The organism is Bradyrhizobium sp. ORS 111 (assembly GCF_045571485.1).
GTDB lineage: Bacteria > Pseudomonadota > Alphaproteobacteria > Rhizobiales > Xanthobacteraceae > Bradyrhizobium.
Window position 1 is genome coordinate 6,052,282 of the sequence record NZ_CP120701.1, and the last position, 24,380, is coordinate 6,076,661.

21 protein-coding genes and 1 pseudogene are annotated in these 24,380 nt (G+C 57.3%); 6 read left to right on the top strand and 16 right to left on the bottom strand.

Annotated features, from left to right (window positions below):
• Positions 1-16: 16 nt before the first annotated feature.
• From P6U30_RS27835 to P6U30_RS27875, 9 genes are all read right to left on the bottom strand, one after another.
• Entirely contained in the window at positions 17-643 is a 627-nt protein-coding gene (locus P6U30_RS27835) for a class I SAM-dependent methyltransferase (RefSeq protein ID WP_407166051.1), read from the bottom strand.
• A 59-nt stretch (positions 644-702) separates the two neighbouring features.
• Positions 703-1,563, bottom strand: a complete 861-nt coding sequence (locus P6U30_RS27840) for a sulfotransferase domain-containing protein (protein WP_407166052.1) — start codon at positions 1,561-1,563, stop codon at positions 703-705.
• Complete coding sequence (locus P6U30_RS27845) at positions 1,560-2,906, bottom strand: ABC transporter ATP-binding protein (RefSeq protein WP_407166053.1); 1,347 nt, start codon at positions 2,904-2,906, stop codon at positions 1,560-1,562. Before P6U30_RS27845 ends, P6U30_RS27840 begins: the two co-directional genes overlap by 4 nt.
• Positions 2,907-2,914: 8 nt before the next feature.
• Positions 2,915-3,763, bottom strand: coding sequence for an ABC transporter permease (locus tag P6U30_RS27850; RefSeq protein ID WP_280978403.1), 849 nt, complete (start codon positions 3,761-3,763; stop codon positions 2,915-2,917).
• A gap of 77 nt (positions 3,764-3,840) precedes the next feature.
• Positions 3,841-4,626, bottom strand: a complete 786-nt coding sequence (locus P6U30_RS27855; RefSeq protein ID WP_407166054.1) for an FkbM family methyltransferase — start codon at positions 4,624-4,626, stop codon at positions 3,841-3,843.
• Between the two features lie 61 nt (positions 4,627-4,687).
• Positions 4,688-5,830, bottom strand: coding sequence for a glycosyltransferase family 4 protein (locus tag P6U30_RS27860; protein WP_280990764.1), 1,143 nt, complete (start codon positions 5,828-5,830; stop codon positions 4,688-4,690).
• Positions 5,776-7,608: an asparagine synthase (glutamine-hydrolyzing) gene (gene asnB / locus P6U30_RS27865; RefSeq protein WP_407166055.1), complete on the bottom strand. Its 1,833-nt coding sequence runs from the start codon at positions 7,606-7,608 to the stop codon at positions 5,776-5,778. Before asnB ends, P6U30_RS27860 begins: the two co-directional genes overlap by 55 nt.
• Positions 7,609-7,614: 6 nt before the next feature.
• Entirely contained in the window at positions 7,615-8,649 is a 1,035-nt protein-coding gene (locus tag P6U30_RS27870) for a UDP-glucuronic acid decarboxylase family protein (RefSeq protein WP_407170552.1), read from the bottom strand.
• Between the two features lie 28 nt (positions 8,650-8,677).
• Entirely contained in the window at positions 8,678-9,526 is an 849-nt protein-coding gene (locus P6U30_RS27875; RefSeq protein WP_280978401.1) for a glycosyltransferase family 2 protein, read from the bottom strand.
• Between the two features lie 1,118 nt (positions 9,527-10,644).
• On the opposite strand from P6U30_RS27875, the gene P6U30_RS27880 reads away from it, so the two are divergent.
• Together P6U30_RS27880 and P6U30_RS27885 are read left to right on the top strand one after the other, a co-directional pair.
• Positions 10,645-11,325, top strand: a complete 681-nt coding sequence (locus P6U30_RS27880; RefSeq protein ID WP_407166056.1) for a metallophosphoesterase family protein — start codon at positions 10,645-10,647, stop codon at positions 11,323-11,325.
• A gap of 397 nt (positions 11,326-11,722) precedes the next feature.
• Entirely contained in the window at positions 11,723-11,995 is a 273-nt protein-coding gene (locus P6U30_RS27885; RefSeq protein WP_407166057.1) for a hypothetical protein, read from the top strand.
• A 156-nt stretch (positions 11,996-12,151) separates the two neighbouring features.
• Here the strand turns inward: P6U30_RS27885 and P6U30_RS27890 are convergent, their stop codons facing one another.
• From P6U30_RS27890 to P6U30_RS27900, 3 genes are all read right to left on the bottom strand, one after another.
• Positions 12,152-13,156: a YHYH protein gene (locus P6U30_RS27890; RefSeq protein WP_407166058.1), complete on the bottom strand. Its 1,005-nt coding sequence runs from the start codon at positions 13,154-13,156 to the stop codon at positions 12,152-12,154.
• A 253-nt stretch (positions 13,157-13,409) separates the two neighbouring features.
• Complete coding sequence (locus P6U30_RS27895) at positions 13,410-14,120, bottom strand: hypothetical protein (protein WP_280978397.1); 711 nt, start codon at positions 14,118-14,120, stop codon at positions 13,410-13,412.
• Between the two features lie 278 nt (positions 14,121-14,398).
• The gene (locus P6U30_RS27900) at positions 14,399-14,674 is read right to left on the bottom strand and encodes a hypothetical protein (protein ID WP_407166059.1); all 276 of its coding nucleotides are present in this window, start codon (positions 14,672-14,674) and stop codon (positions 14,399-14,401) included.
• A 406-nt stretch (positions 14,675-15,080) separates the two neighbouring features.
• Between P6U30_RS27900 and P6U30_RS27905 the strand changes: the two genes are divergently transcribed.
• The 4 genes and pseudogenes from P6U30_RS27905 to P6U30_RS27920 form a co-directional block, all read left to right on the top strand.
• Positions 15,081-16,463 (top strand): O-antigen ligase family protein, encoded by a 1,383-nt coding sequence (locus P6U30_RS27905; protein WP_407166060.1) that lies wholly within the window; start codon positions 15,081-15,083, stop codon positions 16,461-16,463.
• Positions 16,464-16,691: 228 nt separating this feature from the next.
• Positions 16,692-17,084 carry a phage tail protein gene (locus P6U30_RS27910; protein ID WP_407166061.1) on the top strand — a complete coding sequence of 131 codons (393 nt, stop codon included), beginning with the start codon at positions 16,692-16,694 and terminating at the stop codon, positions 17,082-17,084.
• Positions 17,012-17,275 carry a hypothetical protein gene (locus P6U30_RS27915; RefSeq protein ID WP_280978394.1) on the top strand — a complete coding sequence of 88 codons (264 nt, stop codon included), beginning with the start codon at positions 17,012-17,014 and terminating at the stop codon, positions 17,273-17,275. Before P6U30_RS27910 ends, P6U30_RS27915 begins: the two co-directional genes overlap by 73 nt.
• Positions 17,276-17,651: 376 nt before the next feature.
• Positions 17,652-17,920, top strand: a pseudogene (locus P6U30_RS27920) (IS3 family transposase); the annotation flags it as partial.
• 79 nt (positions 17,921-17,999) lie between these two features.
• Here the strand turns inward: P6U30_RS27920 and P6U30_RS27925 are convergent.
• From P6U30_RS27925 to P6U30_RS27940, 4 genes are all read right to left on the bottom strand, one after another.
• Positions 18,000-18,785, bottom strand: coding sequence for an outer membrane protein (locus P6U30_RS27925; protein WP_407166062.1), 786 nt, complete (start codon positions 18,783-18,785; stop codon positions 18,000-18,002).
• A gap of 2,580 nt (positions 18,786-21,365) precedes the next feature.
• On the bottom strand, positions 21,366-22,517 hold the full coding sequence (locus P6U30_RS27930; RefSeq protein WP_407166063.1) for a glycosyltransferase: 1,152 nt from the start codon (positions 22,515-22,517) through the stop codon (positions 21,366-21,368).
• 33 nt (positions 22,518-22,550) lie between these two features.
• A complete protein-coding gene (locus tag P6U30_RS27935) occupies positions 22,551-23,324 on the bottom strand; it encodes an FkbM family methyltransferase (RefSeq protein ID WP_407166064.1) in 774 nt (257 codons plus the stop codon).
• Between the two features lie 3 nt (positions 23,325-23,327).
• Positions 23,328-24,212, bottom strand: a complete 885-nt coding sequence (locus P6U30_RS27940; RefSeq protein WP_407166065.1) for a hypothetical protein — start codon at positions 24,210-24,212, stop codon at positions 23,328-23,330.
• Positions 24,213-24,380 lie beyond the last annotated feature (168 nt).

Below are 24,380 nucleotides of genomic sequence, written 5' to 3' on the forward strand. Positions count from 1 at the left end.
GAATTAGCTTTGGTATTCACGTTGCGTTACTGCAAATCATCCACTTGCCCAATGAGAGGTCATCGGACCATGTCGAGTCGCGAATCTCGACCTGCGCATAGACCGACAGAAACTTTGCCTTCCACCAAGCCAAACTATTGTTTTGGACCGTCTGAAACGTACTAATCCAACCCATATCGTGGCTGCGCCGACTGACGGGAATTTGATGAAATGTCGGCCCTGCAACAACGCGTCGGCACTCCCTCAACACCCCGACTATTTCCTCGTCAGTCAGATAGTGCAGCATGCCGATCGTGTAGCCCCACGCAAATGACTGGTCGGCAAACGGCATCGACGTCGCTTTGGCGACGGCGAGGCGATTGGTTGGCACACCTCTCTGCATCGCACGTCTGACCAGCTTGTCAGAGAGATCGAAGCCATAAACCTCCAAACGGGGAAATCGCGCCAGGCGGCTCATGGCGACTCCTACGCCACAGCCAACATCCAGAACTCGCCCGCTGCCCCCCTCCAGGAGAGTCAGAATTTCGTCCCATGCATCTTCGGCTGCCCAGACTTCGAGCAAGTCGGCAAATTCGTCATTCCAGAAGATCCCCGTGTTGCGGCACGACGCATCGATCTGCTGAGGCGCCGGTTTCCGACGCAACCGGTGTCTCAGGCGCCTGATGGGATCGAGTAGCGATGACGGCATTCTGCCGACCAAACTCATATCACGAAACCCGGACCACGCTCATAATCGGGTTTACCGTGGCATTCGTAGCCGAGGCGCTCCGTGATCGGCCGCGCCGTATCGAGAATTCTGGCACGCAAGACATCGCTTATAAGGCAACGCGGTTCGCGGTCTTCTCTCCTTCTGACAAACTCGAAACCGGAAAGGGCTGGATGGCCGGCATTGAAGCGTTGCTCATCCGCCGCCATCGCGGTGAGGTTCGACCGTTCCGTGGCCGTAGAGATGATGTCATCACTTACGTCGATTCCCCACAACTCATAGAGCTCACGGAGGCAGCGGCTCGGTTGCGTCAGGAAGTCCTCATACCGGATTAGCCGAAAGGATATTTCCGGTCTCGCTTTGTCCAACCACCCGGCAGTATGGCGAACCCAGGCATTGATGCCGAGATGCTCATCTTCGACCATATCTTCGATGCTGCCAGTAAACTGGTTAAGGGCAGTGGAATAGACGTAGTATGACGCCATGACGTGAATCGGATGGCGAACCAGCAGCAGTACCTTTGTGTAGCCTGGGTGATAGCCGCTATGACTTTTTATCACGCGAAACCCAGGTGCCGCCGTTGTGGCGTTGCTAAGGTTGCGATTTGTATGGATATCAGGGATTAGATCGCTGATATTAAAAAGCGTGGCCCGCCTTTGCTGCTCACCCGAGAGCAACAGGTTTACATTCGCCAGTAAGAAGCTGAGCCACGTCACACCCGATTTCGGAAATGCAACGAGATAGAGATCACTGCCAACCGGATTCATTGGCATGGTCGCGGCGAGTCGATCGCGATCCTTGTCGACGGCACCGTGTCTGCGCAAACGTGCCAATGCGCGGGTTACGAGATGTTTCATCTTGCTGGCGCTCCGTTGCATTCGGCCGCTTCCACTGGGCGCGCCGCACTCTCCAAGTCTTGCGACCGGACGACCCATTGCAGGCGCGGACAGACCGCACCCGGCCAGCCCTCGGCAGAGTAAGTGCCTCCCTCGTTGCCTACGCCATCGATCGCAAATCGACCGACATCCACAGGATGAAGGAGGACGCGTTGACCGGGAATGCCCGCCCACACGCGAATGAAATAACTCGTTCGGTTCAGCAATCCCCCGGGAATCCGGCAGATCGACTCGTAGGTCCCGGGCAGGTAAGCCTCAGCGCCACGGGCCGTCTGGTCGATCGAGGCGAAGGCTGTCTCGCCATTGGAAGTCTCCAGCTGGATGCCTACGCGTGCCCCGGTCAATTGCGTGTTATGAGAATAGACTAAACTGATGCTCAGCTCTTCATCCGGCGCGAAAATTGGTCCGGTCGATCGTGTCCCGCGGACCTCGACAGACAACAGGACGAACTCGTCGCCCTTCTGACCTCGACTTCCGTCGATTGACCACTTTGTTGCATTGCCGCTAGAGGCGACACGCCGCAGATAGAGAGCAACCGCAGAGGCCGGTGCCCCATCAAAGGTGATTTCGCCCCTCTCCATCAGCAGGCATCGATCGCACAACCTCGAAATCGCCGTCATATTATGACTAACAAACAGAATGGTGCGGCCCCCGCCGGCAACTTCTGACATTTTGCCAAGGCATTTCTTTTGAAATTCGGCGTCGCCCACGGCCAGCACCTCGTCCACGACGAGGATTTCGGGCTCGACGTGGGCGGCAACCGCAAAAGCGAGACGGACATACATGCCGCTCGAATAACGTTTGACGGGGGTGTCAAGGAATCGTTCGACTTCTGCGAAGGCGACGATCTCGTCGAATTTGCGCCTGATCTCCGCCCGCGTCATGCCGAGGATGGCGCCGTTCAAATAGATGTTCTCCCGGCCCGTCAGCTCCGGGTGAAAGCCGGTGCCGACCTCGAGCAGGCTTGCGACCCGCCCCTTGATGACCACGCGGCCGTCACTTGGCTCAGTGATGCGCGATAGGACTTTGAGCAGCGTCGACTTGCCGGCACCGTTTCGACCTATGATGCCCAAGACCTCGCCGCGCTTGACCTCGAAGCTCACGCCCCTGAGCGCCCAGAACTCCTCCACGGCGCCGGCGACGACGAGCTCCTGCCCGCGCAACAGGCTGGCGGTCTTCCGCCACGCCTTCTTGGCGCCGCTTGTGAGGACATCTCGCAAGGCCACATAGCGTTCACGCTCGGCTTCACCACCGATCACGTATTTCTTCCCGAGTCCTTCGGCGCTGATCGCGAACTTGGTCATGGCTTTAATCAGATTACATCCGCGAAGCGCGACTCGGCGGCTCGAAAATAGATGATGCCGACCCAGAGAAAGAAGACGATCGCGCCCGTGCCGATCAACAAACCGGAAAGATTAAGCGGGCTGTTCGCGCCCAAGAGGCACCACCGAAAGCCGTCGATCGTGCCGACCATCGGATTGAGGCTGTACCATAGGCGCCATTTGTCCGGAACGACGGCACTCGTGAAGCCGACGGGCGAGATGTACAGGCCGAATTGCACGACAAAGGGAACGATGTAGCGGAAGTCGCGATATTTCACGGTGAGCGCAGCCATGAGTAGCGACGGTCCGAGGCTCGCCAGAGACGCCGCCACCACGAGCAGAGGCAGGAACAGTATTCGCCAGGTGGGCCAGAACCCGAACCAGATCATCAGCCCGGCGAGCATCGCCAGATTGACGGCGAGATCGACCAGGGCGGCGACAAGCGTCGCCGACGGAATGATGATGCGCGGAAAATAGACCTTGCCCACCAAACTAGCGTTCGTAACAAGGCTGTTCGAAGCGTCGCTGAGCACGGTCGAGAACAAGAACCACGGCAGCATCCCACCGAAAACCATGATCGGATAGGGCGCATCCCCGGCGCTCGGCAGCTTTGCGAGCCGCCCGAAGACGATCGTGAACACGACCATGGTCAGGAACGGACGAATGACGGCCCAGGCGACACCAATGACGGTCTGCTTGTAACGGACCGATACGTCGCGCCATGCGAGGATCGCGAAGAGCTCGCGATAATACCAGAGGTCTCGCCAATAGTGCCGCTCGGCGCGGCCGGGCTCCAGGATGATACCGGAGTGGCGGTCAGTACCAGCGGCTTCAGTCATGCCGTGCCGAACTTTGTGTCGGATTCACAAAAGATCTCGGCCCGTGCGCCCAGGATGTCCGCAGATGCACAAATGGGTCAACTGCAGGATTGTGTGCGGACCGCGGTCGCCATCGCACGGCCGTTGAGGATATCGAACCCTCGACCCATCAAGAGGCGACGGAACTGCGATATTGAAAACGGCGAATGTAGTTCGGCGATTATGCAATCGACTCTGTCGAGCCAAGCCATGGGGCCTGAAAAGAGGTCAGCTTCAGCCCCCTCTATATCGATCTTGAGCAGGTCTACCCTTCTCTCGGGCGCATACCGTGCAAGTAGGTCATCCATCGAAATTGCCTTCACATACAGGCCCCCATCCCGAGAAATGCCGCGCCCCCACGTTGGACCTGTATCGTTAAATGCAATGTTGCCGCTCTCACTTGTCACCGCCGCCTCGACTACAACGGCATCCGCCAGAGGGGTGAGGTTGCGACGCAATAGATCGGCATTGACCGGCGATGGCTCAACGCAAATGAAACGAGCCTCGGGCGCTCGCGTCGCCAAGTACAACGTGGCCAGCCCAATGTTAGCGCCCAGATCCACAACGGTTCTCAACCTGGATGACGGAAAGGGCGGGGCGTAGCATCCCGAACCAAAGACCTCCGCCAAGACAAAAAAGTCACCACCTCTTGTCCGCAACCAAATATCGTGTGCTTGTCCAATCAGATTGACGGAGTACAGGCGTGGGGCTGACGGATCTACTACTCTAAATGCATTTGACAGATGAAAGCCGAGCGTGGCGCTTGTCAGACGTAGCTTGTCAGACCATCTGCGCCCCACGGAGCAGACAAAAGCTATCTCGCGCACATACTCAGTGACGTTCATCTACGGCCGAGTGAACAGGTCTCACAACACGACCACTCATGTCGGGACAAATAACTGCGCATCATGTGTACGCCACTCTATCCGACATGATACGGCTCATGAGTCCTCTTACCCGGGCATCGAACACTTCTCGGCCAAAGCGTGCCCGGGTGGCGCGCGCGAGACCGTCGGCGTCGCGCCTTGCGGCGAGTGCGGCCAAAATCGCCGCGGCGAGACCGCCCTGCTCGGCGACAACGCCGAGCTCGCCCTCTGCGAGCGCATCGACTGCGCCTCCAATGCCAAATCCCAGCGCTGGCGTGCCGCTGGCCGTTGCCTCGATGAATACGATCCCAAAGCCCTCGCCGGTTGAGGGCATCACGAGAACGTCGGCGGCCTGATAGGCCTCGGCGAGGGTTTGGACCTCGACCGCGCCAAGAAACCTGGTGCGATCAGCCACGCCCAGTTCAATCGCGCGATTCTCGAGCCAGTTGCGATCGTCGCCGTCGCCGATCACGACATAGACCGGATCCTGGCCCTGCGCGGCGAGGGCTCCCAACGAAGACATCACCTGCTCGCGGCCCTTGTAGCGCTCGGTTGCCGCAATCCGCCCAGCTGATAGTAGAATTTGCTTCCCGTGGAGGCCGTATTTCTCGCGAAATCGACCTCCGTCACCCGGCCGAAACACATCGCGGACGGTGTTCGGAACGACTAAGACACGCTCGGGCGGAAGGGCCGCCCAGTTCAAGACGCTAGCCCGTGTGTGACGGGAGACGCACAGCACAAGGTCTGCACGCTCGACCGATAGGCGCCGCATGGGCGAAGGCCGCGACCACACCTCTATGCCGTGAGTCTGAACGATGAACCTGGCTTTAGCCAAGCGCGCGACCGCGTAGCCGAGCGGCGCCAAATGGATATGCCCACAGAACACAACGTCAGGCCTTTGCCGAAGGGCAGCGCGCAGGACCGCGATTGAATAGCGCAAGCGACCTGAGTTGGCTTGCGTCTGTTGGATGGAGAGCGGCGTTTCCACCGCGGCAAGTGCCTGCCGGTGCAACGCGAAGACCGAGACGCCGTCTGCCGCAACAGCCGTAAGGAAATCTCGGTTGTACTGCGCAATCCCGCCAAGGCCGCCGAACGCATCAGTGACCAGCGCCAGTATTCTGCAGTCGCTCACGCGGCAACCGCCTCGCCGTTTAGGACTCTGGCCAAAACCAGACGGGACCACTCCCGGGAGGCCAGGCCTTTCACGTTCGCAGCACTGCGGTCCGCAGCCGCCTCGACCCACCGTCCGGTGGGAACGACAAACCCCGTCTTTGCCCGCGCGACGACGCTTTTCGGCAGGGGCGTTGTAGGCGCACTCGCCAGCGCCGTCTTACCTTCGCCCGGTCCGAGCGCGGCTAGAGCTGGGGAAAGCGTCCGCAACAGATCGAAATCGACCAGAGGAACGCGAACCTCGACGCTATGGGCCATGCCGGCCCAGTCAGCATCGCGCAAAAGCTGGTTGCGCATGTAATGGGCCGCCTCCAGCGCGCGGACGCGTCCGCAGTCGCTCAGAGGATCGGGCATCAGGGATCGGGCGAGGCTAGAGAGTGGCCTTAGCCGCCGCAAGCCCTCGCGAACCAGATCCCGATCGAGAATGGACGACAGCTCCTCGGGCAGATAGAGGCCGCGGCGAAGGAGATATGCCCCCGGCCAGGAGTTGGCGTACCGGAACATTCCCAGCGCCTTGGGTCGTCGCCGGGCGAATTGAGGGGCGATGGCCTGGATCAGCATGCCGGCCAAGACCCCAAAGCCAGGAAGCGCGGCTAGCGGTCCATAATATCTGCGCCAGCGCGGCAGATCGCGGAAGCTGGGGTAGCCGGCAAGTAGTTCGTCCCCGCCAATGCCCGACAGCGCCACTTTGAGCCCCGCTTCGCGAGCCGATTTGGCGACAAACCACATGTTGACGCCATCGATAGAGGGTTGATCCATGGCTTCCAGGAGGCACGCAAGGTCCGCTCGGAACTCCGCCTCGCTGACACGTCGTATCAGATGCTGCGCACCGTATTGCGCTGACACATCCGCGGCAATGGGCACCTCATCTTCGCTTGTTCCTGCGAACTCGTCGAAACCAAGGGTAATGGCTCGCACTCTGGTATGTCCGGCATCACGCATAAGACCAAGGAGCGCGCCGGAATCAATGCCGGCGGAAAGGAAAAGACCTACCTCCACATCGCCTGCGAGATGCGCGCGGACGCTGTCGAGCACACCGGTGCGGATGAGATCGCGCAGTTCGGCGCGCGGCGCCGGTCGCGCTGCCCCTTCGGCGAGCACCGCCGCCAAGTTCGCGAACGGCTTGGGCTCGTGTGGTCCAAGCCAATCAACCCATTGTGTGTGGCCCGCCGGCAAAGCGCGGACGTCTCGATAAAGCGTGAAAGGTTCCGGCACGCTGCCAAAGAGGTGAAAACCCACAACACCGGCTGGCTCGGGGTCCCGCGAGATTCGCCCACCTGCGAGCAGCGCCTTGACCTGTGAAGCGAAACGGAATGTCCAACCATCGTCCGCCGTGTAGAGCGGTTTGATCCCGTATGGATCGCGGGCAAGAAACAGCCTCTGTCTGACCTCGTCCCAGATCGCGAAGGCGAACATGCCGCGAAGCCGATGCACCATTGCGGCCCCGTGCCGCGCGTAAAGATGCAGGAGAATCTCAGTGTCGCCGCTCGTACGCAAGCGGACCCCGTCACGTTCGAGCTCCGCGCGCAGTTGCCGGCAATTATAGAGCTCGCCATTGAAGCTTACGACCGTCGCTCGGTCCGCACTCATCATCGGCTGTGCGGCGCCCTCGGAAAGGTCCTGGATCGCAAGGCGCCGGTTAGCGAAGCCAAAGCGGCGGTCGTTGCTCCACCAAACACCGGCTCCGTCGGGGCCACGAGCCCGCATCGAATCGCGGGTTGCAAGCAACTCTGCCTCAGCCGGCACGCTTGCAGCAGCGTGATAAGCGAATATTCCGTTGATGCCGCACACCTGCGGTCAGGTTCCTTGGCGTATGCCCATCGCGGTTGGCAACGCGGGCCGGTATGACCAGTCATTGAGGTCATCGGCGCCCCTTTCGGTCAGGACAGCCCGGAAGTACGCAATCGTCCGGGGCAGTCCTTGAGCTAGGCTCGTCTTTGGCAACCAGTCGAGCTTAGTCCGCGCAAGGGTAATATCGGGACAGCGCTGACGTGGGTCATCGGCGGGAAGCGGGGCCGAGGTCAGGCCCGCCCTGGTCCCGGTCAATTCAATCACCCTCTCGGCGAGCTCGCGGATGGCAAATTCCTCCGGATTGCCGAGATTGACCGGCCCCGTGAAGTCGCCTGGGCTCTCCATCAGCTTCACCAGCCCGTCGATCAAGTCTTCGACATAGCAGAATGACCTGGTCTGGTTGCCGGTCCCGTAGATCGTTATCGGCTCACCCTTCAGAGCCTGCATGACAAAATTCGACACCACCCGGCCGTCCGCTGGATGCATGCGAGGCCCATAGGTGTTGAAGATGCGAGCGACCTTGATCTCTAGATCATGCTGGCGGTGGTAATCGAAAAACAGGGTCTCGGCGCACCGCTTGCCCTCGTCGTAACAAGACCGCAAGCCGATTGGATTGACCCGGCCCCAATAGTTTTCGGCCTGCGGATGGACTTCTGGGTCGCCATAGACCTCGCTCGTAGACGCCTGCAAGATGCGGCAGCGCAGCCGTTTGGCAAGACCCAGCATGTTGATCGCGCCGTGGACCGAGGTCTTGGTCGTCTGGACGGGATCGTGCTGGTAATGGATCGGCGAGGCCGGACAGGCGAGGTTATAGATCTCGTCGACCTCAACGTAGAGCGGGAAGGTCACATCATGGCGGATGAACTCGAAGCGAGGGTGGCTGCAAAGGTGATCGATGTTCTGCTTGGTTCCCGTGAAGAGATTGTCGACGCACAGAACATCGTGGCCGTCGGCGATAAGCCGATCGATGAGATGTGAGCCAAGGAATCCGGCACCGCCGGTTACCAAGATGCGTTTGCGGCTATCGTAGAGTCGAGTCATGGGCTTTTTCGATTGCAGGATCGCCACGTCATCGTTTTCCGTCATTCGCTCGCATGAACCCATCGCGCGCGGTTCTTGTGCCGCCGGACCGCATTGGCATGGTGGCGATCCGATCGCGCGGCGGCACGTGGCCGACGAGAAAGAACTGCGTGATCTTGCGGAGAGGCTTGGCGATCAGTGCGTAGTCCACAATCCCCGTCCCAAGCCACTTCCGCCGAGAGGCGAGCGCCTCCAAATTGTGGCTAACGTAATTCCACATACTCGCTGTACTGCATCCGCCATGGAGCATATCGACGAGAACGCGGTTGATGGGGCGCGCGGTAAACTTCGAGAGCTCGAAAGCCCGCAGCATGTAGTCGTAATCGGACGCGATCGCGTAGCTGAGATCAAACGTGCCGACCGTCTCAGCAACTTCTCGCCGGCAATAGAATGTCGGATGCGCCGGCATCCAACCACGGCGGAAGGCTCCCTTGCGGTAGGGAGCAGTCCGCCAACGCCGGCTCACTTCTCGCCGGTCGTGATCCAACACGAAATCGAGATGTCCGAAGACCATATCGACCTCGCCGAGCCCCTCTGCAATTGCCGCCAAGGCGACTTCGTCACTGAACCGATTATCTGAGTTGAGGAACCCGATCGCGTCGCCGGCAAAGAGAGCAAGCCCCTTGTTCATGCCGTCATACAGCCCGCGGTCCGGCTCGGAGACCACACGAAGATTAGGCGCCCGAAGAGATTCGACCACCTGAAGAGTCCCGTCCGTCGAGCCGCCGTCGACGATGATCAGCTCCTTGTCGGCATGCGTTTGGCAGAGGAAGGACTCCACCGCATGACCGATGGTCACGACGGAGTTGAGACTCACCATGACGACCGAGATCTTCATCTCGCCCGGCTGAAACGCCCCCCTGCAGCCGCTGAATTCGTTATTGCGCGCCGAAGTCGTTCAAGATGGCGCGAACAGGCGAGCGGCGATCAAGAGCGGAACAGTCGCATGATATCAACCCACGAGCACCCAATTTGCATTCGTCCAATGCGCAGCCATCAAGGCGTCCGGTTACACGGCAGATCAGAAGGTCGATCATTAATGGCCATCACACGAATCGTTCAAAAGAGAGCATCGATTGAACTTAAGAACCTGATTTCACGACGATGATGCAGCACACGAGCAATGCGCTTACCGCACTTTGACCTATCACAATAAAGGACGGCGTCGATTTAAAGAGTTCGGGCCGCGGTCGCTAACTAGACTGCCAATCAGGCGGGTCTCAGATTTGGGGACGCTACCGCACTCAAGGTGAAGCATCACTCCACCTAAGCTAAACTCTCGGTCCAAGAATCTGGACAAACGCACTATCGAGATTTGCAAGTGATAGCAAGAGCAGAATCGACCAAAGGCAAAGGACTCATCAACACAGAACTGCATCCGAGTAGAAGGAGCATCTGAATAGAATGACCTGTGATAATGCGCCCGGTCGCAAATGCTGCCATTAGCGCGAACGCTGCGCTCAAAATGTCCACGACTTTGCGGGGCAATCAAACTAACGTCAGCTTCCAGTCAGCGTCATATGAGAAAATTGATTCTCATCTTATGGGGTGTAGGTAGACGGCTGACATGGTTCGGTACCCGGCATCCAGAGAGCATTTACGGCTTCGCTGTGCCGCGGTTGACGGGCTATCGCGATGTGAGTGGCGCGCTTCTTTGAACGCTGTCGTATTCGCCCTGCTCATCTGCTTTTCACATCGACGAGCGCACTCCACCATCACTCTCTCGTTCATGCACTGGACACACGATTCGAGCAGAGGCTCTGACGCGAAAATGATGGCGTCATCGCCAGTGACCGAAGCTCGGGCACTAAACATCTTGCTATGATCGGTTCGACGCGAACTCTCTGGCGGCGCATCAATGGCACTTTCGGTATCCTCAGGCGGCCCATACAGAGCGAGATGCCTCAGAGACCGAGCGATTTATGTGCCTCACTTACAGATAATGTCCGACTCTATGTGATTGGCGATATCCATGGCCGCTCCGACTTGCTTGACAAGATCGCTGATCTCATCAAACGAGATCTTGCCGAATACCCTGTCGCCGATGCGCTGACGGTTACATTGGGGGACTACGTTGACCGAGGGCCCGACTCCCGAGGTGTCATCGACCGGCTCGCGCAACACATGTTTCCGACTCCCTACATCGCGCTAAAGGGCAACCATGAAGAGATGTTCCAGGCGTTCCTGCTTGATCCGGTGATCGGCGCCGGGTGGCGACATTGGGGAGGACTTGAGACCATTAAGTCGTACGGCGTGGCGGCTGCTCCGCTGATGATCGGAAAGCGCGTCGAGAAGGCATCAGAGGCACTCCGAGCAGCGGTTCCAGAAAAGCATCTTGAGTTCCTCTCATCGTTGAAACTGTCGATCTCTGTCGGCAGATATTTTCTGTGTCACGCCGGCGTACGACCAGGTGTCCCGCTCGAGAAACAACGGTCGACGGATCTACTTTGGATTCGGGACGAGTTTCTCGGAAGCAAAATGGACTTTGGCAAGATCGTCGTTCACGGGCATACGCCCGTCGAGCAAATCGAGATACTACCCAATCGAATCAATGTGGATACAGGCGCGTTTGCGACCGGTCGCCTGAGCTGCCTTGTGCTGGATCGCGAAGCAAGTAGATGCCTTCTGGCGAACTAAGAGCAGTGGCCTTGGCCTGACCATAGAAGCGGTAGCGCCACTCGGGCAATGGGCAATGTTCTCTCTCAGGCCGAGTTTGAGAGGTGACAATGCCGAGACGGAAGCAAGGGAAGCGAACAAGTGTGAAGGACCTCGATCGATCCTGAGGCTGACATATGAGCAAGGCCTGTTCGTTGCGGCCCATCTCGGAACGCTGCAGATCAGCAAGACCTCGGTGCCACCTACCAGCTGCGGGGACGTGAAGCCGCTCAAGCTGGCCGCTGCCGCCGATTTACGGATTTACGAGAGCGAGGCGGCGTTGCAATGGGCCCTGTTCCGGCGGCTCGGCGGCCGCCCCAGGGACTTGAGCGAGCCTGAGTGGCGCAGGTAGCCGCAGGAGCTGAAACGCAAGTGCCGCGTGACGCTGACGCTGCTGTGGCAGGAGTACCGCACGGCGCATCCCGAGGGTCATGGCTATAGGTTCTGCGAGAGGTTTGCCGCCTACCAGCACCTGGCGAACCCGACCTTCCGCCACCGCCCTGCGCCCGACGCGGTCATGCAGATCGATTATGCCGGCCGCACGGTGGAGGTGATCGATCCACACGACCCGATTGCAGAGGCGCTCAGCCTTACGGACCTTGTTTGCCTCAGGCGCCCCCCGCGCGCCAAGCCGCCGATAGTTGCTGTATGATCCGCTAAAGCGATCTTCTTGTGCTTCCTGCATTGCAGGCGAAGGAGCTGCCGCTTTATATGATGGCACTCTAGGCGAACGTTTTGCGAGAGGCTGCGAGACAAAGACGAGGGACGTTCGCCAGCGTTCCCTTCACCCGCTTTCGAGTCGCCCCGATCATTTATGCCGAAGATCCCACAACCATTTCATAAACCTCCCGAAATAGGAGGACGGCGTGATCGGTACTCTCGTGGGTATCCCTCGAAAGCAGCCAATGGTGTATGGATAGTCTCGGGTGAGCACATAATGATACATGTTCACCTCCTTCCCGTCCCACTGGATCAAAGATGTTTTGCCATGACACTCGTCCAGGTCGTCAGTGGTAAGCTCCCGGCCATCTGCGTCGTAAGGACTAAATATTCCAAAACCATCCAGGGCATAGCCAACAAGAGCATTCCTCTCCCGAATGTGGGGAATGCAGTCCGATAACGAGTGATAGTGATAGGCTCCCCCTGGCCTGGGATGCCCGCTACAAACATCCTGCACCTCATGTGCAGGCGCATCGTGACCTTGCACGTCAAGTGCGCTGTAGAACGAGACCCCATTCAAAGAAAATCCCACCATCGCGATCGAAACACACGATGGCGATGGCGCCTCGGTAGGGTTTAGCGGCACCGAGAACGATGTCGACTGCGGTCTGATTGGATTTGGGTTGGTGTCGATAGCGTATGCTGGGTCACTACGCTTAATCGGGAATATCCCCGTAGGTTCATTTAAAGGCAGCTCGTTCCCGGCAAATACTCGCAAGTTACCTTCGACAGTGATCCGATACACTGCTTGTGGCCAGTAAACCTCGCCCTGAACTGAGAGCTTCTGCGTTGCATCCCAGGTAGAGCCGTGAATCCAGGGACCGAAGACATGAGCTCCCAGCGTACCCGAGTAACTCTTTTGATTGCACGGGAATACAAAACCCTTCTTTGGACTGTTGCTGTATTTCTTGTCCCCGAGCGGTAGCTGCGTCGGCTCGATACTTGACGATTGCTCTGTCCAAATGCTCGGGGCACGGCTATCAGCCCGCGAGGTGACGGGCGACAACAACGCTATCAGCCCAAACGCGCCAGCCGCAACGCGGCTGCGCACAGTTCGTGGACGGCTCAAGGCAATATTCACATTGCGAACCATAGTTGGATCGGCGCGGATAGACCAACTACATCAGAGATCACTTCCGAAGTGACAACGCGATCTGACGATTGATTTCCCTCCACCCGAAGTGAGGCGGCACGAACCGCAGCCTCGTTCACCCGATATCGAACGGGACGAAAGCGAACCCCTCAGTCACAAGGCCGCATTTGAAATGACATCGCGTCGCGATGTTCTTCCTTGAGATGTCCATGCAAAGCTTGCCGATGATACCGGTTAATACCGCCGGGCCGAGCTATTTTTGAGTGCGGTTCATATCGATCGATACCTTTGAAACCCACGCACCCGGAGCATCCATGGAGAAGGCTTGCCGATCGGCCTTTGTTTGAATACTAACGAGGGCAGCAACCGTATTGCCCTCTATCCTTGCCTCAACGTTGCCTGCGTTGTTCTTGCCTACAATCTTGCCACCCTGTCGATACTCCCGTTCGAACCAGTTTCCGGACAGCTCGTCGCCGTTCTGTTCGATGTTGGCCTGCAAGTTCAGCTTGTACGCATCGCTGGCACAAAGCAGAGCGAGATCTAACGAGCGGTGCGGCTTTTTGACGGTGTAGGTCGCCCTACAACGTATCCGTTCTCTCGGACCGTCAATCGGCTTCATTGATCCTGTCCCGGTCCACACACCAGCAAGACCATCCAGATCATTAGCGTATACTGAGGTGGGCAGCAAAAGTAGAACCGAAATAGCCAAAGGTGCGAGAAAGCCAAGCTTCATTTTCCAATGCTCCAGCAACAGCTCAACCAGCCTGACCCAAAGTCCCTGCAACCGAAAGCTGCAACCTCTTGTGATCCGATCAGGCATCGAATTCGCGATCAGTAGTTCTCCCGCCCGCGTCCAGGTCGGATAGAACGAGCGAAAAAGGTCTGCGGAAGGGCGACCTTGCTTGCTCGGCTTCGCTCCACATTTCCGGCAAGTGCTCTGCTCTCGAATCTGCAAAATAGACATTAGCGTTCTCAACTTGAGCCGCCGGTTTGACGTAATGAGCATAGCACTATGGACGGAGAGGCCCCTCCTCCCCCGCTTGCGAGAGCGCTGCGCACGGTTAGAAGCGTTTGGCTAAGTAGCACTCGTGCCAAGTATTAACAACGGGTCTCTTCTGGAGCGACCCGCCCACCGACGCACGTCCTGGCCGCGTGCAGTTTGTTGCGCAATATTGCGCCCGAGTATCCGGGAAGCCCGTCTCAGCGATCAGCCGTGAACTGAGCATCTTCCAAAATCCGAATTCACCAAGGTTCAACACGAGGTGGCTGGCCGGGTTGTTCCACGATACGAAAGCTCCGACTACTGCTTGCATTTTCACAATCAACGCGATCGAGTGCGCCTCGATAGTCATTGCCAACTTGGCGATAGGTAAGCGGCGTTAGGCAATCAAAGCCGGCAGCTTGAATTCTATTCCGAAGATCTATTTGCAACTGGACATTCTGAGATAAATCAATCATTTCTCCACGTGCCGCGCCAATCGCCGCCAACCCAAGTAGGACTGTCAGAGATTTTTTCACTCGATTAATCCCCTTTATTGCTGAAGACAGCCATCATCGTACCTGCCATTTGACGTATCTCATAACGACCGTCGTCGCCTCCACGTGCGGAGCTCACAATCGAACGGTGGCCGGCTGACCACTTCGCTCAGGGTGTGGCGCATTCATCTGCTCGCGAACGCCCCCATATGTGATTCTCCTTCTTCAAGCACCCGGTCCCGTCTTTCGAGCTCTATTCTTGTCGCGACACGACTGCTCTGCAACTGTGTCCTAGTCGTGCCACAACTGTGCGATTCGTACATCGCCGACGTCGATCAGGGTCTCGGCGTCGGGCTACGTTCGCGGCTTCCAAGGCCTTGCCGCGTCGAATTGAAATAGGTTAGCAAGGCACCCTGCGCCAATCTCGCGCCAACCTGATAGCCCAACGATGACTGAGGACCGCCCCGACCTTGCCGGCACTTTGCTATCGCCGCGCAGCCTTTTGAACGACCCGCTTTTCGAGCGTATGCATTTATGGCTCTTTGTCTGGAGCGGCCCGCAAGAGCCGCGAGCGCGCGAGCTTCGACAGGTATTCGTCGACATCCTACTCGTCGTGTTCGGTGCCGCCCTTCCCTGGTCGACGACTGTCGCAAGCGTGCTGTCAGTTGCCCTCGTTATCGCGATTCCCCCAATATTGACCGCTCGCGCCGTCGTTGCGGGACTGCGGCGACCGCCGCTACTCCTGCCTATCGTGTTCTTCGCACTCGCCGCGATAGGAACAATCTGGGCTTCTGACGTATCCTGGTGGGAGCGGTTGCACGCGCTGGATAAGACGTCGAAGCTGCTTCTTATTCCATTAGTATTCTTGCATTTCCAAACGTCGCCTCGGCCTGGTTGGACCTTTGTATCCTTTGGGCTCTCGAATTCACTTCTCCTAGCTCTTTCGTTCTCCGTTTATGCATCCCCTGCACTTGCTCGCTATATCGAGCCGCACGCCCTCGGCGTACCCGTAAAAAACTACATTGATCAAAGCCAGGGATTTGCCTTCCTCGCGGTGACCATCGGCGGTTTAGCCACGGAAGCACTTCGTCGGGCAATGTTCGGTAGAACCATTGTACTCTACTTCTCTAGCGCCGCTTTCCTCGCGAACCTTGCTTTCGTCAACGTTGCGCGAAGCGCGTTCTTATATGTTCCGATCATGCTTCTTCTGTTCGCATGGCGCTATGTACGGGGCTGGCGCCTTCTATCTGTGCTCGCGATTTTCGTCATCATCGGCCTGGTATCACTTGCAAGCGCGCCTAACCTTCAGAGGAAGATAGCAAGAATACCTGGAGATCTGACGGCCTATCGAGCGAATTCACTGACGGTCGGTGATGATCCAGCCTCGGGAGCCCAGAGACTGGTATTTTGGCGAAGCTCGTTTGTTTTCGTTCGCTCTGCGCCGTTACTTGGACACGGAACAGGATCGACAAGAAGACTGTTTGAAGCTGAGGCGAACGGCAGAACCGGCCTTGATTCGCTTGTTGTTTCCAATCCGCACAACCAAACACTATCGGTCGCGATTCAATGGGGGCTCGTTGGCTGTCTTGCGCTCTATGCGATGTGGGCAGTTCATTTGTGGCTCTTCCGACAAGGTGTACGATCGGCTAGCGCACCATTTCTTGCGTGGATTGGCTTGGTGGCAGTTGTTCAGAACATCGCGAGTTCGATTTTTAACTCCCATCTTCAAGACTTCTATCCCGGATGGTTGTATGTACTGGCAGTAGGAATAGCCGGCGGGGCATTGCATCGATCGGAAATTGCCGGCAGCGCAGATCACAGAACTAGGTAGGATATGGCTCTGGCCTTGGGCATCCAAATTGAGCCCGTTCCTAGACGTGACTCTTGTCGACCCGAAGCAATGCGCGCCAGAAGGAATTCTGTTCATTTTGGCATTGCGGGTGGTCCGCTAGACTATGAGGGGATTGTTAGAAAGCACAACCCCGCTGAGATCGCCTACCAGGCGCGCCGTGGCGACCGCCTGCAATGAGTCAAACGTTCGTCCGGATTGATGCCAGCTATGTTGAATCGACGTATCTTCCTTGGAGCGCTTGCCGCGCTCTTGTCCCCGCTGCCATTGCAAGCCCAGGAGAAGCCCGGATTGATTGTTCTGGGACCTGGAGTCTCAGGTGAGATTCTGAACTACTGGCACTCTTATGTGGGAAAGTCGCTTGAGGGCTGGTTGGTCTGCAATGGCGCAGAAGTTGATCGCGCGGTCTATCGCGAGCTTTTTACCCAACTCGGTTCACGTGCCGGACCAGGCAACGAAACGACTACGTTCAATTTGCCGACGTTGCCGTTGGAGGATAGAAACGGCAAGGTGGTGAGAGGAACGGCAATATGTCCTTCGTGGGAGTTTGGGTCACCGGCGGGATCAATCATGCCATTCAAGCTAGACCCAACAGGCAACTGACATTTGCGGGAATTTCAACTGGCGTAATTGTCGACGGCGAAATGGATGTGCCGTTGGGCCAGCACATTAGCATCGATGTGACGCAAGGCGACGCCCCCCGGGTAGAGATGGTGGGCCTTGCATTGAGCGATGATGTCTCCGTCGAGCACGTTGAGACCGGCAAAATGCATAACGCTGGTCGTCGTGGGTGACACCCTCGATGTAGCCGAACCCGAGAGAAGATTAGGCGCCAGGCCGTTACGCCGGGCCACCAACTAGACCGTCTCGCCCGGCTCGACAGTCTCCTCGATAATCCGCAGCACCGCAGCCTCGCCTCTGTCGACCAACGCGTCGCTCGGCGGAGCCATATGCCATCGCGACCGGCTTTCCGTAGAAATATCTGTTGCCTCAAATCCTCGCACACCGATCGAACCTGTCGCGGAAATGCCCCCTGCGGGCACACCAAGAGCGAACTATACGAACGCAAGTGCAGCTTTAATATCGGGCGACGATACGAAGTGTACGATTACGAACGTAATTGGAGCACGTTTGCAGAGCGCGCACACATTCCGTTTCGCACAATGCATCGGCGGCATGGACGTTTTCCGAGGCGAACGGCTGAAGGCTTTGGAAGAGGAGAACGCGAAGCTGAAGAAGCTTCTGACTGATGCAGGCAGAGGACCTGTCGGAACGGCGGGCCTGCTCGACCGTGGGCGCGCGGATCGGAAGATGATACATTATCGTCCCAGCCGCGCTCCGGACAGGCGCTGCGCGGCCGGTTGCGAGATCTCGCCAACGAGCGGCGGCTCGGTTACCGCCGGCCGTTCGTCCTGCTGCGGCGGGAGGACGAGCCATCAAGACGCGCCGGACACTCGTGGGCTATCGTTAACCGCTCGCAATCTAGCCTGTCGACAGAGGGCATGGGTCACAGCTAGCCTAGCGCCCTCCACCCCAGCGATAGTTGAGGCCAATGGTAACGAGGTTTACGGCGCCAAAATCGTGGGACCACGTGGGCGTCGCGACGTTGGGCGACGGTGCCAGCCGGACAATGTTTGCAGTATTCGCCAGATCAACAAACATATACTCGGCCTTTGCGCTCCAACGGTCATTGATTGCCCATTCAATGCCTCCCCCAGCCGTCCAACTGTTGATGTCGCGGCTTGCGCTCCCAGCGATTCCGGGCACTGGCGGTGTGACCGTGCTCACAACTTCAGTGAATCCAGCACCGCCTTTGACGTAGAAGAGGACCTGCTTCCAAGCATACCCAGCGCGACCGGTTATCATTGCGTACCAGTTACCAATCTTCGTACTGGACACGATAGCCGTATTGAATTTTTCAGGCCCGCTTCCGGTGAGGCGTAGAGATCCGCCGTTTCCTTCGAGTCCAACTACAACGGGCGATCCGACTATCTGCAGATTGCAACCTAGTGTGCCGCCGGCGACAAATCCGCTCTGGAGTGGATATGTCGCGACATCGCCCGGCTCTTCTACATCCGTTAGGCCTACGTGTCGCGCCCATGCGCCCCCAATGCTGCCCCCGGCATAGCAACCGCTCCAATCGAACGTGGTGAGCTGAGCCTTTGGCAGCGCTTTCGTCATCAGATCTGCGGCCGCAATCTCACCAGGGCACAGCAGTGCTGATATAAATGACGCAGCTATGATTTTCTTCATGTACTGTATCTCCCCCGCCTCAAACGCGAGGAAAACCGTATCATGAAACATGTTGCGAAGTACACCTCGAGGTTCAATTTGTTACGACGCGTCTCCGTCAACGATCACAGATCAACGCAGTGTTCGTGCTGCATCTGCGGTACGATTGAATAAGCGAAGCGATTCTCGAACCGAGGTTCGATTCGATTCGTCCTGTCTGGACCAGGGAGGAGCATGCGGATCGTACGGTACGAAACGTACTGAAATACTGCATCAAGGGCAGCGATTATTGCTTTGTAATCGACCTAGCACCTGACATTTTTTTAAGACCATTTTGGAGCGAGGGTGCGGCCTGGGATGCTCAACACTTGAGGTGTAGGCACATCTTGGACTATGGATGCGACTGCGGAAACGTCTTGCGGCATTTGTTCGATTGCAGGGCATTCTCGGCGTCTACTGCGAAGGTGCCATTGAAGTATGGTTGCGGGTCGCCCCCACCGCTACACCTTCCTACAAATTGCACCGCAGCGTTATCGTCAGCTTCGCTCGCGTCGTCCAGGACTGCGACACTTACTTGAGCGACAACAACCATGAGCACGACTTTCCTCAATCACCTTCTGCACCATTGTCCTCTCCTCGAGTTTGATGGTCGCGGGGCCGCCGCACGAAACCTCTTGCCCAGGAGAAACATAGCCAAACTCAGAATCCATCGCGTCCGGTTCATTGCCCATTCATCGGGGTCAGCGCAGCATTTCCAGGCTCACCCTTTTCTTGGAGTTGTTAAATGAGACGTAGCCTTGTGTTGGTCGTAGCCGGGTGTGCGCTCGTCGCATCAGCCGCCGCAGCCCAACCATTCCCTCCGCCGCCAGGTCCCGGCTTCGGCTTTGGACCGCCGCCGCCGCCACCTCCACCACCCGTATTCGTCGGACCTGGTTCCGCCTATGGAGATTGCTACTACGTGCGGCGGCGCGTGTGGACCGACTACGGTTGGCGATACCGAAGGCTTCGCGTTTGCGAGTGAGATCTAAGTGACCCTGAATGAGGGATCAACGAATACAGGCCCGTTGGGCAAACGACGGGCCTTTTTTGTCTTCTGGAGAGCGCGGATAGGCCGCGGCTTCAGCTTGCGCGGCGTTTGACGCCTGACACACCGTCCCAAATGGGACGCACGCCAAACCGCTCCTTTCCAAGCCAGCGGCGCGATCTCATGGCATCGTCGAGGATCGCGATGGCCGCGGCTTCATCCGCATCACCAGCCAGCTCACTGTGGCAACTTGGCTCGAGGTTATTGGTGAGCCACCGTCGGCGACATCGTCCTGGATCGTATCGCCCACAACGCGCATATCAGATCGAGCTCGACGGCCCGTCGATGGGCACGATCAAAGCCTACGAGGAGTGACTGGCGCCAGCCGCGGCCACAACGCCAGCCACTGGCAAGCCGCCCACGAGAGCAAAAATATGAGGCGCATCACCAGCCCGTCGACCGCCCCGCGCCCGTGGGTCATCAAGGGCCACGCGCGCTGTTGCGTGGCCGTGGGGCACTCCGCGGCGCGCGGGGTCCCTCCTGGTGACTAAGGGAGATCGAGAAATGCACCTGACGGGCACCACCGCACTGGTCGCGATGGATCGGAACGGGTGATCGCAATCCGTCATAGCGAGGGGCCGCGATTGTCGGAATACGCACGTCAGCCCCTCACTTCACATGACACTTTAGTCTGGGCCAACCGCCATAGCGGTGCTCCATCACGCCTGCAGCCGTGTATTAGGTAGGGGCCGCGGGAGCTCCAAACACTGGAGGCATTCGCTTCACCCAATTTGCCGTGCGGCAGCGGCGGAATCAAAGGATCATTCTTCTTCGTCAAATCGGTATTGGCTAATCATCCATTTCGTTGCGAGCGCTGCCAGCGCGAGGAGAATCACTGCTGCAACAGCAACCATAAGGAATTCTCGTTCTCGGTCTGAGTCTTTCCCTGACATGTCGATCGCCAAATTGAGAAGTGAGGTTTTTGGCTCACCACGAGCACGCGCAACTTACTTCCTCGCCGCGCACGCACCACGGGACCATTCCCGGTCGAAAGATGTCCAGCCAGTATATCCACGACCAGCGCGCGTGTCGCGGGCGCGACTTAGTCCGAATCGTACGGACTGACGGTAATCATCCGGGATTGAGGTTGCGCTAGATGACCGTCACCACTGTCCACCAACCCACAGCAATGGCAGAGCTGACGTGAGGCGATGACCAGATGACGAAAACGCAGATAAAATCCAGATTCCTGATCCAGGAGGAATGGAACGCAATCGAGGCGGATGTCCTTGAATGGATAAAGAAGGATGATTGGTTAGCCCGCTTTGTTTCCAGGTTGAAGGCGCTTCTCGTTGGAACGTATCGGTGAAATGCAACCCCGCTTCGACCGGACACCAGCGTTAGCCGGAGGAACCAACTAGACCGGGAACCGCGGTCGTCAAACGCAAGTGGTGAAACAATGGTCGCCATTGGAGCAACGACAAGTGCAAATCACACTTGCTCACGCCAGCAAGCCGTCCGTCTCGAAGGATATGGGCCCCTCACAGGGCGCCACAATGACACTGTAATTGAACAGCTGGCTCTCCTGGGTTCTTCTCGATCTGACAGGCCACCTCACTTGTTCGGGACTATGGCCAGCTTGGCGCTTCGCTACGGCGTCCCAGAACGCCTTCTTTGACATGCAAGCCTTCAATCAGTTCATGCCATCTGTTCAGCACAACGGAAGAACTAAACCTTTGGCGAACATCTTCAAGAGCCGCGTCGCTCATTCGACCCCGAAGGTTCGCATCCTTGATCAAAGCAGCGACAGCTTCGCCGAACGCGAAACTGTCATTTCTTATGAGATAGCCATCTATCCCATCGCGGACAATTTCCTTGGGGCCGGTCGGACAGTCAAACGACACAATGGGAAGTCCGTACGCTTTGGCTTCAATCAGCACCATTGGCAAGCCTTCCATTCGCGAGCCAAGCACGTAGACCGATGCCCTTCTATACCAATCCTCGATCCGGTTGGTCGCCGGATGGAATTCGACGCGTCCTTCCAACTGCAGAAGCTTTATTAGGGTGGCGACGTAATCCAAGTAACCCCAGTCGACGTATCCCTTCTCACCTCCGCCTACTACCACAAGCTTCCAGTCGGGATGATCGATTAACGTCTGTTTCAATGCCCAGAGCAGACGATCGACGCCTTTGCGCGCATCCAAATGTCCGACCGTCAGCAATATCTTCTGCCGATCTTGCGCATTGAGAACAGGAGTGGCGTCGATATAGTTTGGGATGACTTCGGCGTGCTTGGCTATCTTTGCAAGAAGCGGAAGGTCTTCGCGGGTCAGTCCAACGATTGCATCCAGCCTGGGGTACGAGACAGAACGAATGAAGCGCCACGACGGAGTGGCCTGCGAATATGAGATATGCTCGCAACCAACCCGCTTGACCGAGGATGGAAGCGCGAAAGCCGCCACAGTCGCCATGTCGTACCACAGCGCCAACACGGTATCGATTCTTAGTTCACGAACACGACGACGCAGCCTACGTCCCATAGCAACGAGATCAGCTATCAGCCTGCCATGTGATACGCTGTTACGTCGCAACTCCAAGCTTTGAAAATCAAGACCTTCTTCATAGAAGATGGGACTTGCAAGAGGTTCGACTGAAAGCAGCGTCGTTTGGTATCGCTCTCCCAGGTCTCGAACCAATTTGCTTGCAACCCTCTGGATCCCGCCGGCTGCATTCATGTCATTGATCAATACTGCGACGCGGCGACGCGCTGGCAAGGTCATCTGCTTCGGCCACTCATCAACGATGGATTATGACTAGTATCGATCAACGTGCGAGAACGTGACAACCGAGAACGTACTGTGCCACATGTCATAGTGAAATTTCTGCGCAGACAGAACATCAAAGACCTTCTTCATCCCACACCTTCCTATCGTTGGCTGATGGAGCTCGATCATGATTTTTCGTAAACCGGTGAGATCAACGTCATCAAAAAGATCGACTTCACCACCCTCGATATCGACAACCAACATTGTTGGCCGCAACTCATTGAGTCGTCTTTGAAAGGACGTCGTCCGCACCTTGATTGGGGTGCCCAAGAAGCTGTGCGTCCCTGACGCCCAAAAGTCGGGATGTACAAAGAAGTCTGTTTCCCCATCCTCCTTCGCCAATATTTCATTTTGCACGACTGCGCTCACACCGTTGAGGCGATGAGTTAATCTTATCAAGTCGATAAGCCCCGGGTTCGCCTCAACACAATGCACCGCATTACTGTGAGGATTCTTCGCGCAGACCGTTGAAATGAAGCCGCAGCCGGCCCCGATCTCAAGGATAATCTCCCCCTCCTGTATGAGGCCTTCGAGCAGGGCGGCTTCGTGAGCCTCGTAAGTGCCAGCACGGATCGACGCAGCGATCGTCTGCGACGTAATGCCCGGCACGATTGGAATTAGTACGTCGCTGTTTTTGTAACACTCGAGCTGCTCGACCTTGCCCCCATAGAGACACTCAACCAAATGCTTAGCTGCCTGCCGATTGTAAAACGCCTCACCAACGCGTTTGCGCGCGGACCTGATGATCTCATTTGCCTTCATCGTCTATTCCTTGGCTGGATCGACCAGCTGATATTGGAGACTATTCTCGAACCCGTTCACAAGCTCCGGCGAAACGGTTTCGGGCCAGGCAAGAAGGGACGCCAAACGCGCCTTATATTCAGACATCGCTTGGCTCAGCTTTGGATCAACGAACGCCCCCCTAGTTCTTCGATTGACATCGCGCCCGCGCCAAAACTGTTGCTGATAGTCAGACTGCATCGGGATCACCGGGCTTGAAACGTGCTTCACCTTTCGTGCAATCACGCCAATCTGCACCGGCTCTGAATTTACCAACTCGACCCGCCCACCCAGCTCTCGGGGTTCGGCTACGCGAAAGAAAAAGGGGAAGATCCGAAACGGGACAAGATAAATCTCCAGATCGGAGAAGCCGTTCGCAGGAAGATAGCTGAAGAACAGCTCGGGCGAGAATTGGTAGAAGCCATGCCCCATAAAGTTGTTTGCGACCGACATGCTGATGAAGTGGCCACCAACGTCAAGCAAATCGGTGACGTTCTTGATGGCGTTCGGAAAGTGGAAGATGTGCTCCAGCGAGCCAAAATCGACAACCACGGTGTATTTCCGATGAAGCGATTGACTGACTGGCTCATTGAAATCGTGTATAATGCTGGCTCCTTCGTAGTCGGAGGCATCGATGCTGTCGACCAGGGTTGCACCGAGTTTTCTGAAGAGTCCTTCCGAAAAAGGGCCATGCAGGACCCCTGCCTGTTCACCCTCAGTCAACGAAAGTCCAAATCGAACAAACATCGACTGGAGCGTAGCCGCGTCCAGGTAGTGATGTTGGCGTGCGATCGAAATCGTCCGCGAAAAGTTCACTCCCCTCTTTTTTCCCAGGAGGGCAATCTGCAGGCCGTGATATCCGACACCCATTTCACCTACCCTGAACCTTTCATTGACGAGGGAGACAATCCAGTCCTACGATGCTCTTTGCGGACAGCGGACGATTAGGGCAAGGCTGGGCGTGCATGTCCTCCTGAGAGGACCCGTCATCTGCAAGGACAATACTGCCTGACTCGCGCCCCACTCCATTGGCGCAAC

Excerpts from the sequence above, each read along its gene's own strand:
- P6U30_RS27840 (WP_407166052.1), bottom strand. The coding sequence starts at position 1,563 with ATGAAACATCTCGTAACCCGCGCATTGGCACGTTTGCGCAGACACGGT.
- P6U30_RS27845 (WP_407166053.1), bottom strand. The coding sequence starts at position 2,906 with ATGACCAAGTTCGCGATCAGCGCCGAAGGACTCGGGAAGAAATACGTG.
- P6U30_RS27850 (WP_280978403.1), bottom strand. The coding sequence starts at position 3,763 with ATGACTGAAGCCGCTGGTACTGACCGCCACTCCGGTATCATCCTGGAG.
- P6U30_RS27855 (WP_407166054.1), bottom strand. The coding sequence starts at position 4,626 with ATGAACGTCACTGAGTATGTGCGCGAGATAGCTTTTGTCTGCTCCGTG.
- P6U30_RS27870 (WP_407170552.1), bottom strand. The coding sequence starts at position 8,649 with ATGACTCGACTCTACGATAGCCGCAAACGCATCTTGGTAACCGGCGGT.
- P6U30_RS27875 (WP_280978401.1), bottom strand. The coding sequence starts at position 9,526 with ATGAAGATCTCGGTCGTCATGGTGAGTCTCAACTCCGTCGTGACCATC.
- P6U30_RS27890 (WP_407166058.1), bottom strand. The coding sequence starts at position 13,156 with ATGGTTCGCAATGTGAATATTGCCTTGAGCCGTCCACGAACTGTGCGC.
- P6U30_RS27895 (WP_280978397.1), bottom strand. The coding sequence starts at position 14,120 with ATGTCTATTTTGCAGATTCGAGAGCAGAGCACTTGCCGGAAATGTGGA.
- P6U30_RS27905 (WP_407166060.1), top strand. The coding sequence starts at position 15,081 with ATGACTGAGGACCGCCCCGACCTTGCCGGCACTTTGCTATCGCCGCGC.
- P6U30_RS27910 (WP_407166061.1), top strand. The coding sequence starts at position 16,692 with ATGTTGAATCGACGTATCTTCCTTGGAGCGCTTGCCGCGCTCTTGTCC.
- P6U30_RS27915 (WP_280978394.1), top strand. The coding sequence starts at position 17,012 with ATGTCCTTCGTGGGAGTTTGGGTCACCGGCGGGATCAATCATGCCATT.
- P6U30_RS27925 (WP_407166062.1), bottom strand. The coding sequence starts at position 18,785 with ATGTTTCATGATACGGTTTTCCTCGCGTTTGAGGCGGGGGAGATACAG.
- P6U30_RS27930 (WP_407166063.1), bottom strand. The coding sequence starts at position 22,517 with ATGACCTTGCCAGCGCGTCGCCGCGTCGCAGTATTGATCAATGACATG.
- P6U30_RS27935 (WP_407166064.1), bottom strand. The coding sequence starts at position 23,324 with ATGAAGGCAAATGAGATCATCAGGTCCGCGCGCAAACGCGTTGGTGAG.
- P6U30_RS27940 (WP_407166065.1), bottom strand. The coding sequence starts at position 24,212 with ATGGGTGTCGGATATCACGGCCTGCAGATTGCCCTCCTGGGAAAAAAG.